Origin of the sequence: Arenimonas daejeonensis, assembly GCF_007993735.1 — a bacterium.
Taxonomy (GTDB): domain Bacteria; phylum Pseudomonadota; class Gammaproteobacteria; order Xanthomonadales; family Xanthomonadaceae; genus Arenimonas; species Arenimonas daejeonensis.
On the sequence record NZ_CP042453.1, the window covers coordinates 1,449,298 to 1,465,149 of the forward strand.

Consider the following 15,852-nt stretch of genomic DNA (forward strand, 5'->3'; position numbering starts at 1 on the left):
GAGCCTCGCGGGTCGAGCGTGGGACTCGGCCGTCCGAGTTCTGGACTCGGGGCTCCGGCCTCAGAGCTCGGCGCTCCAGCATGGAGAACTCGACGTTCCGGGCTCGAAGCTCGGCGCGTCAGCATGGAGAGCTCGACGTTCCAGGCTCAGAGCTCGGCGCTTCAGCATGGAGAGCTCGACGTTCCAGGCTCAGAGCTCGGCGCGTCAGCATGGAGAGCTCGACGTTCCGGGTTCAGAGCTCGGCGCCCCAGCATGGAGAGCTCGACGTTCCGGGCTCAGAGCTCGGCGCTTCAGCATGGAGAGCCTGACGCTCCGAGCTCAGGTGCCCGGCGCTCCAATATGCAGAGCCTGACGGGTCGAGATCCCCGGCCCAGGTGATGAAGACTGAATCTCTCGCCGGCCAGCGCTTGCAGACGGCGTCCGGCAAGGCCTGAGTTGCCGGGCTTTCCGGGCTGGTCCCGCCATCGGGATATGCCTCATTTCTGCTCCAATAAATGGATATGCCTCGTTTCCGCTCGATAAACACGGAATGCGACTGTTCCGTCATTGGAACGAATGCCGCCAATCAATTGGCAAATCAAACCCTTGCCTATTGACCAGAGGCGATTGTGAAGCCAACCATACGGTCATATGCCTCACTTTTGAGGCCTACTAGGCGTTAGGCCTCAATGAAGCTAGAGAACGCACTTCTAAAAAGATCAGGGCAAATCTGGAAGATGCGAACGATGTATGCGTGTCTCGTCGGTGCAGCGATATTGATGGCGTCTGGCATGTGGCAAATTGACTCACTTGCTGCCGGCACTTTTGCGCTGCTCGTGCTTGGCGGCTCAGCACTCGGCCTGCTTGGTCTCGCGTTCTCCTGTATCGCGATACGCTGCGGAAGCTGCGACGCACCATGGTTTTGGCAAGCGGTGAGTAGCAAGCACAGCTCCTCCTGGCTTTCCTGGCTCGAGTCTCAGCAAAGCTGTCCAACCTGCGGCGCCTACAAAGCTGACGGCGCCTAACTCATCATTCAAGCCGACGCCTTCGGCGCGGCTTAACTAGGGCGTTAGGCCGGTGAAAGCATTTCGCGTCGCCACTGTCGGTTTGTCACTTTTGCTAGGCCTCGCGGCGATGCTCCACGTGGTTCTCTTGGCTTCGGACGGAGAGGTCTATCGTCGCTGGGTCTATCTGCAGATGGCTTTACTGTTCACGTGCTCGGCCCTACTTATGGCATCACGGGGACTCGTGTTGTCCTCCTTATGTCCGCTGTGGCGGTAGCGGCACCGGCAATATTCATCAACCACACGTATCTCAACTACGGCGGGTCTGCCGCGGCGTTGGTGTTGCCTGCGTTGGTGGCGTTGGCGGTAGGCGGCGTGGCAATCTACCAGTGGCTTGGGCGCGGGAGCCCGGCCTAACCAATCATTCAAGCCGACGCCTTCGGCGCGGCTTAACCAGGGCGTTAGGCCTTCATCCGCTTCTTCTACTTCGGCCCGTGCGCGGGCCGTTGTCGTTTCTGGGCTTCGGCTGCGCTGGTGGCAGTTCACGCCGCCCGCGTTTGTGGGTTCACGCCCGTGCTGCTCATGCCGCCCGGATCGGTCGCGCTTGAGGACCAGCATTCCAGGGCGGGCAATCGCTGGCCGTTACGGCCTCTCGCTCCGCGGGCCCGTCCAGCTCGGCCAGCCCCCACTTGCAAGGCGCCAGTCCGTGGCTTAGCGTCCGGCCTAACCATTCATTCAAGCCGACCGCCGGGGATGGACGCGTCACAAGTCATGCTTCTTGGGCCGGCGGCGGCTTAACTTAGGCGTTAGCACTCATGTTCAAGATCGTCGCGATCCTAGGCATCACCCTATTCCAGCTTCTGGTTGTTGCGCCGAGCGTCGCCTCTGACAGGAAGTGCACTCCTGAGATTGCATGGTCGGACGTTCCGTCAGAGATCCGCGCGCATTTAGTCGAGGCGGTCGACGGGGAGATTTCTCCTCAGGGCGGTCCGTTCAATTCGACGGACATAATCATTGATTCGACTCCTCGTGCTCGTTTCTTTGGCGCCTGTAGTGAATCGGATGGTTGGGCAGTTGCGATAGAGCGCGGGGGTATCGGGTATCACATGCAGGTGTTCACGTTTGCCGGCGAAACCTTGACGGACAAATGGACCGCATTTGTGCCATCCGGTGGATTCACTCCCTCTGCGCTGGTCAAGCCGGCTGAGCGCTAACTAATCATTCAAGCCGACGCCTTCGGCGCGGCTTAACTCAGGCGTTAGGCCCGCTATGACCGACCGTGCCGCCCGTCTTGCACTCATCCTTCTGGGGACGGTCTGGGCATGCCATGTCGCTTTCTTCGGCATAGAGTTTTCTCTCGCCGTTGAGCCGGAGGCATTCAATACATTTTCAGCAGTGTATTGGTTAGTGGTTGGGTTCATCGTGGCATCTCCACTCTGGATTCCAGCGCTAGTTCCAGCCCAGTACCCAAGGACATTGGGGCTTGCGGCTATAGTTGGCGCAGCTGGGACAATAGGTCTGGTTGTAGTGTCCGGCTCCATTGTCTTTAAACAAACTGTTCGTTTGGCCTCAGGCTATTCGTTTCACTGGCCTGCTCTCTTCCATGGGTTGGTCTTGCTAGCTGCGTGTATTCTCGGCCTTGTTTTGATTCGAAGGCTCTTGCGTGCCAGGCGGCTCCCAACACTGGCCTAACTAATCATTCAAGCCGACGCCTTCGGCGCGGCTTAACTAGGGCGTTAGACGCTCTTGGGGAGAATCATGTGGCGTTGATCAAGTGCAAAGCATGTAACTCGGAAATGTCTAAACAGGCCTCGGCCTGCCCAAAGTGTGGCCACCCCAATAAGGAAGCTAACTATCTTTCAGGTGGGCAGGTACTTCTTGGTTTCGGAATTGCCATTGCGGCAATTTGGTGGCTCGCAAGCGGCAACTCCAGCTCGGTTTCCACGCCAGATCCCAAGCGCACGGCACTAGCAAGCATGGAACTAGTGGACGTTGCCTGGAAAAAGGATGGTTTCGGAAGCGTCATGGTTATGAGCGCCACAATCAAGAACGGGGGCGCCGCTTCTGTCAAAGACGTAGAGATTGATTGTACTCACTCGTCAAATAGCGGTACCAAAATCGACAGCAACTCAGAAATCATCTACGAAATCGTTCCAGCAGGTCAGTCGATCCAGATAAAGGATTTCAGTATGGGCTTCATACACAGCCAAGCTTCCTCCACAAGTTGCAGAATCACAGACTTGGTTCCGCTGTAAACGTCTAACCATTCATTCAAGCCGCCGCCTTCGGCGCGGCTCAACTGGGGCGTTAGGCCGGCATGTATCCACCATCTCAACTGGAGAGTTCAATGAGCAGCAATCTTGATGTGGTTCGCGGCGTGTATGCGGCGTTTGCTGTCGGGAACATTCCTGGTGTGCTTGGGGTTCTCGCTGAGAACGTTCATTGGACCGAAGCTGCGGGTGGTCCTTATGGAGGTGTTTCGGTCGGCGCGAACGCTGTGCTTGAGAATGTCTTTATGAAGATCGGGGGCGAGTGGGACGGCTTTGCGGCTGTTCCGAGTGAGTTCGTTGAGCAAGGCTCCACAGTCGTGGCTCTCGGTGAGTACAGCGGCACATACAAAGCTACTGGCAAAAACTTCAGCGCTCCGTTTGCGCACGTCTGGAAATTCTCGGAAGGAAGGGCGATTTCCTTCCACCAGTACACGGACACTGCCGTCCATTTGCGGCCAATGCAGGGCTAGAATCCGGCCTAACCACTCGCTCAAGCGGCCACATCAATCGTTTTGCGATTGATGTGGCCGCATAGCTCAGGCGTTAGGTGCCTATGCGAATTGCGGCAGCGACTTTAACAGCAGTGCTTACGCTCCTTGCCGGCGCTTTGTTGTCCGGCGCAGGGCATGGCTGGAATGCCGGCGCCTTGGGCTGCCTGGCGCTAGCTCCAGTTGCCTTCGTCTCGTGCACAAACGCCCTCGGCCCCAAGCCATCTGTGCGCGCCGCCGTCATTGTCCTGTCGGTTGGCTTGCTCATTTGCTTGCTCGTGTCCCTTCGGACACTTTCTGATGGTCCCGCGCACTTCTCCCAGTATTTTGCCGTCAATGGCATTCTTGGCGTGTCGGTAGCCACATTTGCGGTGCTTGGCTGGTTGGCTCCGTCACTGGCGGTGCTCTTTTGCGCTCATCCTCGGGCGCGGTTAGGCACCTGATTGATCATTCAGGCCGACGCCTTCGGCGCGGCTAAACTCAAGGCGTTGGCCGCTCCGCATCTGGTGGCGGCGGCTAACCGATCATTCAAGTCGACGCGGCGCTTCCTAAGCTTTGGTGGACACCCTGATCCAACCCATCAGGAGTCGTCCACATGCCAACCCCAGGCCGGCCCCCTCCAGACCCCGCCCCCGGCCCGCCGCCCGCCCCACCCATCGTTTAAACTCCCCGGAGCCGCGCCGGCCCCGCCGCCGCGGCACCCCTGCCACCACCCAGATGGACCCCATGAGCCCAGCCGCGCCTGCCGCCGGTGCCGACGCACCGGATTGGATCGTCCTCAAGTTCGGAGGCACTTCGGTGTCCCGACGCCACCGTTGGGACACGATCGGCCGGCTGATGAAACGGCGCGCGGACGAAGAGGGTGCCCGCGTGCTGGTGGTGGTCTCGGCACTGTCAGGTGTCACCAACGAACTGCAGGCGATCTGCGACGGCCATGCCGACGTCGCCGGCACCCATGCGCGCATCGCCGCGCTGGTGCACCGACACGAGGACTTCGCCGAGGAACTTGGCGTCGGCAGCGGCGTGCTGACCGAACGCCTGGCGGCGCTGATCGCGCTCGGCGACGATGAGCGCGCCGCCGCGGGTGAGCTGTCCTGGCAGGCCGAAGTGCTGGCCCAGGGCGAACTGCTGTCGTCCACGCTCGGCGTCGCCTATCTGCAGACCCAGGGCCTGGACGTGGGCTGGACCGATTCGCGCGACTGGATCCAGGCGCGGCCGATGCCCAACCAGAACGAATGGAGCAAGCGCCTGTCGGCGTCCTGCGACTACACCGGCGACGCCGGCCTGCGCGCGCGTTTTGATGCCGACGGCCCGGCGCTGCGCATCGCCCAGGGTTCATCGCCCGCGCGCCCGATGGCGGCACGGCGATCCTCGGGCGCGGCGGTTCCGACACGTCCGCGGCGTATTTCGGCGCCCTGATCGGCGCGCGCCGGGTCGAGATCTGGACCGACGTGCCCGGCATGTTCAGCGCCAACCCGCGCGCCGTGCCCGATGCGCGCCTGCTGACGCGCCTGGACTACGAAGAGGCGCAGGAAATCGCCACCACCGGCGCCAAGGTGCTGCACCCGCGCTGCATCCACCCCTGCCGCGAGGCGCGGGTGCCGATCTGGATCCGCGATACCGAGCGACCGGACATGGCCGGCACCGTCATTGATTCCTCAGCGCACACGCTGCCGGGCGTCAAGGCGATCAGTTCGCGCCGCGGCATCGTGCTGGTGTCCATGGAAACCATCGGCATGTGGCAGCAGGTCGGCTTCCTGTCCGACGTGTTCGAACGGTTCAAGGCGCACGGCCTGTCCATCGACCTGATCGGTTCGTCCGAGGCCAACGTCACCGTGTCGCTGGACCCCAGCGACAACCTTGTGAACACCAACGTGCTCGATGCGCTGTGCGCGGACCTGGCGCAGGTGTGCCGGGTCAAGGTGATCGCGCCCTGCGCGGCGATCACTTTGGTCGGCCGCGGCATGCGTTCGCTGCTGCACAAGCTGTCGGACGTCTGGGCCGAGTTCGGCCGCGAGCGCGTGCACCTGATCTCGCAGTCGTCCAACGACCTCAACCTCACCTTCGTGGTGGACGAGGGCCTGGCCGAAGGCATGCTGCCGGGCCTGCACGCGCTGCTGGCGCAGTCGGGGGCGATGCCGGTGACAGAGGCGGCGGTGTTCGGCCCCAGCTGGCGCCGCATCGGCCAGCCGGCCGCCGGCCGCCCGCTGCCCTGGTGGCACGCCGCCCGCGAGCGGCTGTTGCATTCGGCCCGTACCGAAACCCCGCGTTACGTCTACCACCTGCCGACGGTGCGCGAGCGCGCCCGCGAACTGGCCGGCATCGCCGCCGTGGACCGGCGTTTTTCGCGCTCAAGGCCAATCCGCATCCGCGGGTGCTGCAGGTGCTGGAGGCCGAGGGTTTCGGTTTCGAATGTGTGTCCCAAGGCGAGATCGAACACCTGTTCCGCGTGCTTCCGAAGCTGGCGCCGGACCGCGTGCTGTTCACGCCCAGCTTCGCGCCGCGCGGTGAATACGCCACGGCGCTGGGCAAGGGCGTCTTCGTCACCATCGACAGCCCGGTGCCGCTGCGCCAGTGGCCGGAATTGTTCAAGGGCCGCGAAATCGTGCTGCGCGTGGACCCGGGCTTCGGCCAGGGCCACCACGAGAAGGTGCGCACCGGCGGCAAGGGCGCGAAGTTCGGCCTCGCGGCCGAAGCGCTGCCCGACTTCCTGGACGCGGTGCGCGCGTCCGGCGCGCGCATCTGCGGCCTGCACGCGCACATCGGCAGCGGCATCCACGACGCCCAGCACTGGCACACGGTGTACGCACAGCTGGCCGCGCTGGCCGAGGACATCGGCACCATCGGCTTCATTGACGTCGGCGGCGGCCTTGGCGTGGCCTACGACCCGGACGCCGATCCCTTCGACATCAACGCCTATGCCACCGCGCTGGCCGAGGTGAAGGCCACCTACCCGCAGTACGCGCTGTGGGTGGAGCCGGGCCGCTACCTGGTGGCCGAAGCCGGTGCGCTGCTGCTGCGCGTCACCCAGGTCGCGCGCAAGCAGGGCCAGCGCCGCATCGGCGCCGACGGCGGCATGAACGCGCTGATGCGCCCGGCGCTCTACAACGCCTGGCACGAGATCGTGAACCTGACGCGCCTGGCCGATGCGCCGGGCGAACCGGCGGAAGTGGTCGGCCCGATCTGCGAGACCAGCGACGTGATCGGCCGCCAGCGCCGCCTGCCCGACAGCACGGCCGAGGGCGACGTGCTGCTGGTCGGCCATGCCGGCGCCTACGGCGCGGTGATGGCCAACCGCTACAACCTGCGCGAACTGCCGCAGGAGGACGTGATCGATGACTGACTTCGACCGCGGCGCCATCCGCGCCTTCCGTTTTCTCGACTGCGGCTTCGATGCCGCCACCGGCGAGGCGCGCCTGGCTTACGCCTTCGACGAGGGCCCGGAGCTGGTGGAGACCGTGCGCTTTCCCGGCGCGCCGTTCGCGCTGGATGCGGCCCGTGCTGCCGCCGTGCAGCGTGCGCTGCGCCTGCTGCACCTGATCGCCGGCGTCAGCTACTACAAGGCGGCGGTGCCGCCCGAGATCCGCATCGAGGGCGAGGGCATCGATGCCGCCACCGCCGCGCTGGTGACCTCGATCTACGAGAACGGCCTGGGTGAGTTCGCGTACCGGAACGGGTTGTCGCTGCGCGGGAAGATCGTGTTCCCGGTGGCATCGGCTGCGACTCCGGCCGCGGCGAGCGTGGGGCTGGCGACACATGCTCTGGTTGCCATCGGCGGCGGCAAGGACTCACTGGTGTCCATCGAAGCCCTGCGCGCGCTCGACGTGGCCCAGACCGTCACCTGGGTCGGCAGCTCGCCGCTGATCAAGGCCTGCGCCGAACGCACCGGCCTGCCCACGCTCAACCTCACCCGCACGCTGTCGCCGCTGCTGTTCGAATACAACAAGCAGGGCGCGCTGAACGGCCACATCCCGGTGACGGCGGTGAATTCCGCCATCCTGGCGCTGGCGGCGCTGCTGCAGGGGAGCGACCAGGTCGTTTTCTCGAACGAACGTTCGGCCAGCTACGGCAGCCTGATTCCCGGCACGGGCGAAGTGAACCACCAGTGGTCCAAGGGCTGGGATTTCGAACAGACCTTCGCCGCGCACCTGCGTTCGCACGTCGCCGCCGACCTGCAGTACTACTCGCTGCTGCGGCCGTTCTCGGAACTGGCGGTGGCGCGGCAGTTCGCCCGGCTCGACCGCTACGACCAGCATTTCTCCAGCTGCAACCGCAATTTCCACCTGCTGGGCGAGCGCCCGGCGCAGCGCTGGTGCGGCGTCTGCCCCAAGTGCCATTTCGTGTTCCTGGCCCTGGCGCCGTTCATGCCCAAGCCGCGCCTGATGGGCATCTTCGGCCGCAACCTGCTGGACGAGCCGGAACAGGCGCCGGGCTTCGATGCCCTGCTGGAATACCGCGACCACAAGCCCTTCGAGTGCGTGGGCGAGGGCCGCGAGTCGCGCGCCGCCATGGACGCCCTGGCCGACAGCCCGGCCTGGCGCGAGGACGCCCTGGTCAAACGGTATATCCGCGAAATCCGGCCGCAGCTGACGCCGGAAGACCGGGGGCTGGCGCCGCTGCTCGAAGCCTCGGATGATCACGGCATTCCAGCCGGGCTGTGGGGACCGCTGCGTGCGCATTTCGGAGCTTGAGGGCAAGAAGGTCGCGATCTGGGGTTACGGCCGTGAGGGCCGGTCCGCGCTGGCCGCGCTGCGCTGGCGCCTGCCCAGCCAGCCGATCACCGTGTTCTGTTCGCACGACGAGGCCGAGCCGCTGCGCGAGATGCAGGATCCGGCACTGCGCATCGAAACCTCGGTCAATGCCGAACTGCTGGCCGCGCACGAGATCGTGATCAAGTCGCCGGGCATCAGCCCCTACACCTCGCCGGCCGCCGACGCGGCGCTGGCCGGCGTGCGCTACGTCGGCGCCAGCGGCCTGTGGTTCGCCGAGCCGCCCACCGGCAAGCGCATCGCCGTCACCGGCACCAAGGGCAAGTCCACCACCACGGCGATGATCGCGCACCTGCTGCGCGCCGCCGGCAAGCGCACCGCGCTGGCCGGCAACATCGGACTGCCGCTGCTGGAACTGCTGGACGTGCAGCCGCCGCCGGAAGCCTGGGCGATCGAACTGTCCAGCTACCAGACCGGCGAGGCGGAAAACGTCGACGTGGCCGTGGTGCTGAACCTGTTCCCCGAACACCTGGACTGGCACGGCAACGAAACCCGCTACTACCAGGACAAGCTGGCCCTGGTGACCCGCGGCGCGCCGCGCATCGCCGTGCTCAACGCCGCCGACGCGCACCTGGCCGAACTCGATGTGCCGCCGGTGACCCGCGTGCTGTGGTTCAACCACGCCGATGGCTGGCACCTGCGCGACAGCACCATCTACCGCGGCGAACGCGCCGTGCTGGACGCAAAACACCTGCCGCTGCCCGGCCGCCACAACCGCCTGAACCTGTGCGCGGCGCTGGCCGCGATCGAGGCCATGGGCCTGGACGCCGCGAAACTCGCGCCGGCCGCCGCGACGTTCCGCCCGCTGCCGCACCGCCTGCAGTCGCTGGGCACGCGCCAGGGCATCGAATCGGTGAACGATTCGATTTCCACCACGCCGCACGCCAGCATCGCCGCACTGGACTGTTATCGCGGCCGGCGCGTGGCCATCCTGGTCGGCGGTTACGACCGCGGCCTGGACTGGGGCATCTTCGCCGAGCGCCTGGCGGCCGAGCCGGTGACCGCGGTGATCACGATGGGCCAGAACGGTCCGCGTGTGTACGAGAAGCTCAAGCCGCTGTCGCTGGGCGAGCGATTCATCCTGGCCGAAGCCGGCGAGATGGAGGAAGCGGTCAAACTCGGCCTGCAGGCCCTGGGCCAGAACGGCGTGCTGCTGCTGTCGCCGGGCGCGCCCAGTTTCCCGCGCTACAAGGACTACGTGGACCGCGGCCGGCATTTCGCCCGCGCCGCGGGCTTCGACCCCGACCAGATCAGCGCCATCCCCGGCCTGGGCGTGGCCTGAGTTCACGCGGCATTTGCGTGGGCCGGGCGGCCCGGGCCTAGAATCCCGACACCCCCTCCGGAGGACACCGCCATGCGTTCCCTGATCGCCCTCGCGCTCTTCAGCCTCAGCCTGTCCGCCGCCGCCAAGCCGGTGGCCGAACCCATCAGCTGGAACCACGGCGGCACCGACTTCGACGGTTATCTGGTTTACGACAAGGGCGAAAGTGAGAAGCGCCCGGGCCTGCTGATGGTGCCGAACTGGTACGGCGTCAACGACGAGGCGATCGAAAAGGCCAAGAGGCTGGCCGGCGACGACTACGTGATCCTGCTGGTGGACATGTACGGCCGCGGCGTGCGGCCGGCGAATCCCGCGGAGGCGGGCAAGGCGGCGGGTGCGGTGTATGCCGACACCGACGTGCTGCGCGCCCGCATCAACCGCGCGCGCTCACCGTACTCGAAGCCTCGGCGGCCAAAACGCCGCTGGACGTCGAGCACATCGGCGGCATCGGTTTCTGCTTCGGCGGCGGCATCGTGCTTGAACTTGCCCGCAGTGGTGCCAACGTGGGTGGCGTGGTCGCTTTCCACGGCAGCCTCGACAGCAAGCAGCCCGCCGAAGCCGGGGAGATCAAGACGGCGGTGCTGGCGCTGAACGGCGCCGACGACTATTTCGTTTCGCCCGAGCAGCGCCGCGGCTTCGAGAAGGAGATGCGCGAGGCCGGCGCCGACTGGCAGTCGGTGGATTTCGGCGGGGCGCAGCACTGTTTCACCGAGCGCAACGAGGACGGCATCAAGCTGGCGGGCTGCAAGTACGACGAGCGGGCGGCCCGGCGCAGCTACGCGATGATGGAAGACTTTTTCGACGAGCGGTTCGGGGATTGATTCGATCCGCTGTTCTGCAGCACGAAAAGGCCCGCTTCGGCGGGCCTTTTCATTGAGCATTCTGTCGCCAGGAACGATCCCGGCTTCGCCATCTGGAACGACGGGAGGATCTGCCGATCAGTGATTGCGGGCGACGGAGTAGTGCGCCAGGCCACGCAGCGCCTGCAGCCACTCGTTGTCCGGCAGCCCATCGAGCGCCTGTTCCGCAAGGGCCGCGTAATGCGCCGCACGCTGCTGGCTGTACCCGATGCCGCCAGTCTGCCCGATCGCAGCCAGCACCTCGGGCATCGCCGACGCATCACCGGCTTCAACGATCTCCCGCAGGCGCTGACGCACCGCATCACTGCTGTGCGCCATCGCATGGATCAACGGCAGCGTGGCCTTGCCTTCGGCCAGGTCATCGCCCAGGTTCTTGCCCAGGTCCGCGGCATCGGCCGTGTAGTCCAGCACGTCGTCGGCGATCTGGAACGCCAGCCCCAGATTCATCCCGAAATCATGCAACCGCTGCTGCACCTCGGCCGAAGCCCCGGCCTGCATCGCACCCAACCGCGTCGCGGCCGCGAACAACACCGCCGTCTTCCGCTCGATCACCCGCAGATACGCCGCCTCGTCGGTATCCGGGTTGTGCACATGCAACAGCTGCAGCACCTCACCCTCGGCGATCAGATTGGTGGTGTCGGCCAGCACCGTCATCACCGGCATCGAATCCAGCTCCACCATCAACTGGAAACTGCGCGAATACAGGAAATCGCCCACCAGCACGCTGGGCGCATTGCCCCACAGCGCATTCGCGGTCTTGCGGCCGCGGCGCAGGTCCGATTCGTCCACCACATCGTCGTGCAACAGCGTCGAGGTGTGGATGAACTCGATGATCGCCGCCAACTGGTGCGCGTCCTTGCCCCCGTGGCCCAGCGCCCGCGCCGCCAGCACCACCAGCATCGGCCGCAGGCGCTTGCCGCCGGCGGCGATGATGTGCTCGGAGATCTGGTTGATCAGCGTCACGTCCGAGGCCAGCCGGCTGCGGATCAGCGTGTTCACGGCGGCCATCTCGCCGGCGGCCAGGGCCTGGATGGCGGCGATGCCGGGCAGGGCGGCAGAGTGGGGAAGGGCGGACATGCGGCGATTATAAGGGCCCGCCCGGGTCTGGCGGATTACGGACCCCCGCGGGGGCGCGGTCCGACGCCCGGGGGCGGCAAGGCTGGCATAATGCCCCCTATCTCAAGCAACCCATCAGAAGGCAGGAAAGCCATGGCCCGCGGTATCAACAAGGTGATCCTGGTCGGCAACCTCGGCAACGACCCCGAGGTGCGCTACAGCCAGTCCGGCAGCGCCATCACCACCATCTCGGTCGCCACCACCGAGGCCTGGAAGGACAAGAACGGCGAACAGCAGGAACGCACCGAGTGGCACCGGGTCAAGTTCTTCGGCCGCCTGGCCGAGATCGCCGGCGAGTACCTGAAGAAGGGCCGCCAGGTCTACATCGAAGGCTCCCTGCGCACCGAGAAGTACACCGACAAGTCCGGCGTCGAAAAATACGCCACCGACATCATCGCCAACGAGATGCAGATGCTGGGCGGCAACCCGGGCGAGGGCGGCGGCCAGCGTGGCGGCGGCGAACGTTCCGAGCGCCCGGCCCGTGCGGCTGGCGGCGGCGATCGCGGCGGTCCGTCGCGTGGCGGCGGCGACTACGGTTCCTCGCGTGGCGGCGGCTCCTCCCAGCCCCCGTCGCGCAACGACGACCCGTTCCCGGACGACGACATCCCGTTCTGATTCAGGGATTCTGTTCGGCCGCGGCGATCAGTTCGTCCTCGTAGTCCACGAAGCGCTGCAGGTCGAGATGGTCGAGCTGCAGGCGCTGGGCCGCGACCGAAAACGCCATCGTCGCCAGCACCCGCTGCGGGTCGCGGGCCCAGGGCGGCAGGTAGTGCGCCGAGGCGATCAGGCCGCTGTCGCGGAAGGGTGCCAGCGTCACCACGTCGGCCACGGTCAGGCGGCCGCAGAACAGCATCGGCAGCAGGTCCACGCGGCCTTCCTGAAGCGCCTTGCGGAAGAACACGTGGACCAGCATGACGCCTTCCAGGTAGGCGCCGTCCTTGGTGAAGCAGACGCCGCCACGCACGTCGCCGCCGCGGAACACCCGCGCGGCGCTGCGGTAACTCTCGACCTCGGTCTGGCCGGCGTCGAGGAAACCGCGGAACACGTCGATGAAGTCGGCGCCTTCCAGCGCCTTCTTCACCATCACCACGCGCAGCGCGATGCGGCGCAGCCGCGAGATGTCGATCGCGCCGGTGATGATTTCCGAGAAGGTCGCCAGGCCTTCCTGGGTGCGGGTGGTGCGCGGCGTGCCGATCCCGAGGGTCTTGAACCAGGGCTGGTGCCGGCCGTTGAGTGCGGTCAGGGTGTGGATGTAGGCCTCGTGTTCCAGCAGCTGGTCGAGGTCGCGTTCTGTGAACAGCGCGCTCGCGCGCAGGCTGATGCGCTTGCTGCCGGCGGTCGCCTTGGACGACATGTCCGGGTCCAGCACCACCTGCACGTCGTCGGCCCGGAACATGTTGCCGATGCGCTCGCGCAGGCGGCGGGCGAACTCCTCGGCCGGGATGTCGGCGACCACCGGGGCCAGCCGGCGGTGGTCGATCATTTCGTCGGTGATGGCCAGGATCTGTTCGGCGCTGTCGGCATTGCTCACATCCTGCGAGCGGTAGCACACGTCCGGGCGACCGTAGAGCAGCGACGACTGGCGGGTGAAGTCGGCCGTGCCGATGCCGGCCAGCATGCGCGTGGCCACGAGGTAGCTCCACGCCGACTTGAACAGCCAGTTGCCGATCGGGTGGCCGCGGTCTATGCGCTGCATCAGCGCGTCCAGCGCGGCCGCGGCCTTGGGCATGTGTTTGGGCCGCGTCGGCGGTGACGGCAGTTCGGGTTGCCCGCGCCGCCAGCCGTCGAGGAATCGGTCTTCCAGTTCCGAAGGCCAGTCGATCGCCTTGAGCACGCGGATGCGTCGGCCGATCGAGACGAGTGCCTTGTCGCATTCGAGCAGCGCCGCCAGATGCGGGTCCGACCTGGGGTCGCCAGTCACGCTCATGACGCGCTTCTCTTCGGCATGAACCAATGCCACAGCAGGCTCATCACGCCCACCGCGAACGCGCCGGCCAGCGAGAACAGGAACACCCGCGTCAGGAAAAGCGACAGCGAACCCGTGCCGGTCAGCAGCGCCGAGCCGAGAATGATCAGCATGGCATTGCAGGCGATCACAGCGATCGGTGCCGAAGGGCTGCCGGAAAAGATGAATTTCCCGAAGCCCAGCAGGACCACGAACAGCAAGGCGCCGAGGAAGGGCAGCGTGGGCGTCGTCCACAACACGGTATGGATCAGCATGCCCAACAGGCCGCCGAAAAAATTGGCGAGTACCCGGGCCACAGCCTGCTGGCGCGTGGAGTTCACATCGAAGGTGCTCACCAGCAGGATCGTGCCGATCAATACCGGCATCACGTCGGTCAGGCCGAACAGCAGGTACACCAGCATCACCGGAAGGATCGCCGCGACCGACAGCAAGGCCACCCTCAGGGCCGATGCCTCCCCGGGGCCGGGGTCCGGCGGAACCTCGCGGGCGGGCGGCGGCGTGGGCCAGATGGCATAGGCGGCAAAGATCATCAGCATCGCCAGGGTGATGCCCAGGATCAGGCCGCGCGGTAGTAAACCCGCGTACGCCGGCACCACCATCGCCACCACCGGGATCGTTCCCAGGCAGATCAATGCCAGGATGGCCGGCAGCCGCGGCTTGCCGATCAGCATCATGTAGAAAGCCAGGAACATCGACAGGCCGATGAGACCGAACAGCACCAGGGGGTACCACGCAGGTACACGGCGATGAGGAAGGCATACGAGGCCGCCACCGCCATGACCAGCACCAGGACCACCCCCAGCTTCAGCGGCGGCCGCATCGGCAGGTTGCCCAGGACCGCCGAAACCAGCACCGCCGCCATGAACGGCGGCGTCCACTGTGCAAATTCGCCCAGCACGAAGGCGACCGCCACCGCCGTGGCGAACCGCAGCGTGGCATGCAGCTGCGCGACGTCCTGCGCAGCGGTGCCGACGCCTGCGGCGGTTCCGGTCATCGCAGGTAGCTCAGGATCGCGACGATGCGGATGTACAGGCGCGCGATCGGATTCATGATCGAGGTCTCGCGCGTCAGCACCACCACGTTGGCCTGGGCGCCGCTGCGGCCGGGCGGGAAGATTTCCTCCGGATCCTCCGGTGGGTCCACCATGATGCGGACCTGGAAACGCTGCGGCTCGCGCAGCCAGCCTGCCGGCGCCGTGACCTGCGGCAATTGCCCGTTCGGCACCTCGTCGCCCTGGGAAACGCCCCAGCCCACGCTCTGCACCCGGGCGGGGAAGACCTCGCCCGGACGGTCGTCGAACACGACGAAGGCGCGGTTGCCGGGCGCGATGTTGCCGAGCTGGTTCTCGCGCATCGCCACGGTCACCCAGCGCGGGCCATCGGAGATGAAGCTCATCACCGGCGAACCCTTGTTGGCGAACTGGCCGGGCGCCAGGCGCAGTGGTTGGTGACCACGCCGTTGGCCGGTGCGCGCACGGTGCTGCGCTTGAGGTCGAGTTTGGCCTGTTCGACCGCGGCTGCGGCCTGGCGGACCTGGGCGTTGTTCTCACCGGTTTCGCCCAGCCGGATGCGCGCGCGCTCGGCCTCGGCGATGGAACGGATGATGTCGGCTTCGGTCTTCTCGATCTCGGAGCGGGCGCGGATCGCCTGGGTCTGGGACAGCGCCTTCTTTTCCGCCAGGTCCAGGATGATCGTGCCCAGTTCGCGGTTGGTCGCCAGTTCGATCTGCTGGCGCTTGAGCTGGGCATCGGCGACGCGGATGTCGGCCTCGGACGAACCGGCATTCTGCAGGGCCAGGGCCAGGTTGGCCTCGGCCGACTGCAGCGAGATCTTGAACGGTGCCGGGTCGATCTGGAACAGCATCTGGCCTTTCTTGACCGCGTGGTTGTCCTGCACGCCCACGGCCCTGACCGGTCCGGCCACTTCCGGGGCGATCTGCACCAGGAAGGTGTCTATGGTGGCCTGCGAGCTGTAGGGCGTGATGCGGTCGGCGAACAGGTGATAGACGAACAGCACCACCAGCGTGATCAGCGAGTAGCGCACGATCTTGTTGAGTTGCCCCTTCGACGCCGCAGCGGCG

General features: G+C 65.9%; 12 protein-coding genes and 2 pseudogenes. 8 read left to right on the plus strand and 6 right to left on the minus strand.

The annotated features are described in order from the left end of the window. The first annotated feature begins 1,798 nt into the window (after positions 1 to 1,798). From FRZ33_RS06880 to FRZ33_RS06910, 7 genes and pseudogenes are all read left to right on the plus strand, one after another. Positions 1,799 to 2,197 carry a hypothetical protein gene (locus FRZ33_RS06880; RefSeq protein WP_146908651.1) on the plus strand — a complete coding sequence of 133 codons (399 nt, stop codon included), beginning with the start codon at positions 1,799 to 1,801 and terminating at the stop codon, positions 2,195 to 2,197. A gap of 546 nt (positions 2,198 to 2,743) precedes the next feature. Next, positions 2,744 to 3,238 (plus strand): zinc ribbon domain-containing protein, encoded by a 495-nt coding sequence (locus FRZ33_RS06885; protein ID WP_146908653.1) that lies wholly within the window; start codon positions 2,744 to 2,746, stop codon positions 3,236 to 3,238. Positions 3,239 to 3,330: 92 nt separating this feature from the next. Further along, positions 3,331 to 3,723, plus strand: coding sequence for a nuclear transport factor 2 family protein (locus FRZ33_RS06890; protein WP_146908655.1), 393 nt, complete (start codon positions 3,331 to 3,333; stop codon positions 3,721 to 3,723). Positions 3,724 to 4,467: 744 nt separating this feature from the next. Next, positions 4,468 to 7,084, plus strand: a pseudogene (locus tag FRZ33_RS06895) (bifunctional aspartate kinase/diaminopimelate decarboxylase). Beyond that, positions 7,077 to 8,432, plus strand: a complete 1,356-nt coding sequence (gene murL, locus FRZ33_RS06900; protein WP_146908656.1) for a UDP-N-acetyl-alpha-D-muramoyl-L-alanyl-L-glutamate epimerase — start codon at positions 7,077 to 7,079, stop codon at positions 8,430 to 8,432. Before FRZ33_RS06895 ends, murL begins: the two are co-directional and overlap by 8 nt. Then, positions 8,413 to 9,792: a UDP-N-acetylmuramoyl-L-alanine--D-glutamate ligase gene (gene murD, locus FRZ33_RS06905; RefSeq protein ID WP_146908658.1), complete on the plus strand. Its 1,380-nt coding sequence runs from the start codon at positions 8,413 to 8,415 to the stop codon at positions 9,790 to 9,792. The genes murL and murD overlap by 20 nt, the downstream gene beginning before the upstream one ends. A gap of 72 nt (positions 9,793 to 9,864) precedes the next feature. After that, positions 9,865 to 10,652: pseudogene (locus tag FRZ33_RS06910) on the plus strand (dienelactone hydrolase family protein). Positions 10,653 to 10,769: 117 nt separating this feature from the next. Here the strand turns inward: FRZ33_RS06910 and FRZ33_RS06915 are convergent. Beyond that, positions 10,770 to 11,768: a polyprenyl synthetase family protein gene (locus tag FRZ33_RS06915; RefSeq protein ID WP_146908660.1), complete on the minus strand. Its 999-nt coding sequence runs from the start codon at positions 11,766 to 11,768 to the stop codon at positions 10,770 to 10,772. 132 nt (positions 11,769 to 11,900) lie between these two features. Here FRZ33_RS06915 and ssb point away from each other — a divergent pair, with 132 nt between their 5' ends. Next, positions 11,901 to 12,422: a single-stranded DNA-binding protein gene (gene ssb / locus FRZ33_RS06920; RefSeq protein ID WP_146908662.1), complete on the plus strand. Its 522-nt coding sequence runs from the start codon at positions 11,901 to 11,903 to the stop codon at positions 12,420 to 12,422. Between the two features lies 1 nt (position 12,423). On the opposite strand, the gene FRZ33_RS06925 is transcribed toward ssb, so the two are convergent. The 5 genes from FRZ33_RS06925 to FRZ33_RS06945 are packed head-to-tail and all read right to left on the minus strand — an operon-like array spanning position 12,424 to position 15,815. Beyond that, the gene (locus tag FRZ33_RS06925; protein ID WP_146908663.1) at positions 12,424 to 13,734 is read right to left on the minus strand and encodes a peptidase MATCAP family protein; all 1,311 of its coding nucleotides are present in this window, start codon (positions 13,732 to 13,734) and stop codon (positions 12,424 to 12,426) included. Further along, positions 13,731 to 14,492 (minus strand): hypothetical protein, encoded by a 762-nt coding sequence (locus FRZ33_RS06930; protein ID WP_146908665.1) that lies wholly within the window; start codon positions 14,490 to 14,492, stop codon positions 13,731 to 13,733. Before FRZ33_RS06930 ends, FRZ33_RS06925 begins: the two co-directional genes overlap by 4 nt. After that, positions 14,444 to 14,767 carry a DUF2955 domain-containing protein gene (locus FRZ33_RS06935; protein ID WP_146908667.1) on the minus strand — a complete coding sequence of 108 codons (324 nt, stop codon included), beginning with the start codon at positions 14,765 to 14,767 and terminating at the stop codon, positions 14,444 to 14,446. The genes FRZ33_RS06930 and FRZ33_RS06935 overlap by 49 nt, the downstream gene beginning before the upstream one ends. Further along, positions 14,764 to 15,168 (minus strand): HlyD family secretion protein, encoded by a 405-nt coding sequence (locus FRZ33_RS06940; RefSeq protein WP_146908669.1) that lies wholly within the window; start codon positions 15,166 to 15,168, stop codon positions 14,764 to 14,766. Before FRZ33_RS06940 ends, FRZ33_RS06935 begins: the two co-directional genes overlap by 4 nt. Then, positions 15,168 to 15,815 carry an HlyD family secretion protein gene (locus tag FRZ33_RS06945; RefSeq protein WP_227978199.1) on the minus strand — a complete coding sequence of 216 codons (648 nt, stop codon included), beginning with the start codon at positions 15,813 to 15,815 and terminating at the stop codon, positions 15,168 to 15,170. Before FRZ33_RS06945 ends, FRZ33_RS06940 begins: the two co-directional genes overlap by 1 nt. Between the last annotated feature and the right edge of the window lie 37 nt (positions 15,816 to 15,852).

What these genes read in the sequence shown, in the direction of transcription:
- FRZ33_RS06890 (WP_146908655.1), top strand. Translation starts at nt 3,331, where the DNA reads ATGAGCAGCAATCTTGATGTGGTTCGCGGCGTGTATGCGGCGTTTGCT.
- ssb (WP_146908662.1), top strand. Translation starts at nt 11,901, where the DNA reads ATGGCCCGCGGTATCAACAAGGTGATCCTGGTCGGCAACCTCGGCAAC.
- FRZ33_RS06880 (WP_146908651.1), top strand. Translation starts at nt 1,799, where the DNA reads ATGTTCAAGATCGTCGCGATCCTAGGCATCACCCTATTCCAGCTTCTG.
- FRZ33_RS06940 (WP_146908669.1), bottom strand. Translation starts at nt 15,168, where the DNA reads ATGAGCTTCATCTCCGATGGCCCGCGCTGGGTGACCGTGGCGATGCGC.
- FRZ33_RS06925 (WP_146908663.1), bottom strand. Translation starts at nt 13,734, where the DNA reads ATGAGCGTGACTGGCGACCCCAGGTCGGACCCGCATCTGGCGGCGCTG.
- murL (WP_146908656.1), top strand. Translation starts at nt 7,077, where the DNA reads ATGACTGACTTCGACCGCGGCGCCATCCGCGCCTTCCGTTTTCTCGAC.
- FRZ33_RS06915 (WP_146908660.1), bottom strand. Translation starts at nt 11,768, where the DNA reads ATGTCCGCCCTTCCCCACTCTGCCGCCCTGCCCGGCATCGCCGCCATC.
- FRZ33_RS06935 (WP_146908667.1), bottom strand. Translation starts at nt 14,767, where the DNA reads ATGACCGGAACCGCCGCAGGCGTCGGCACCGCTGCGCAGGACGTCGCG.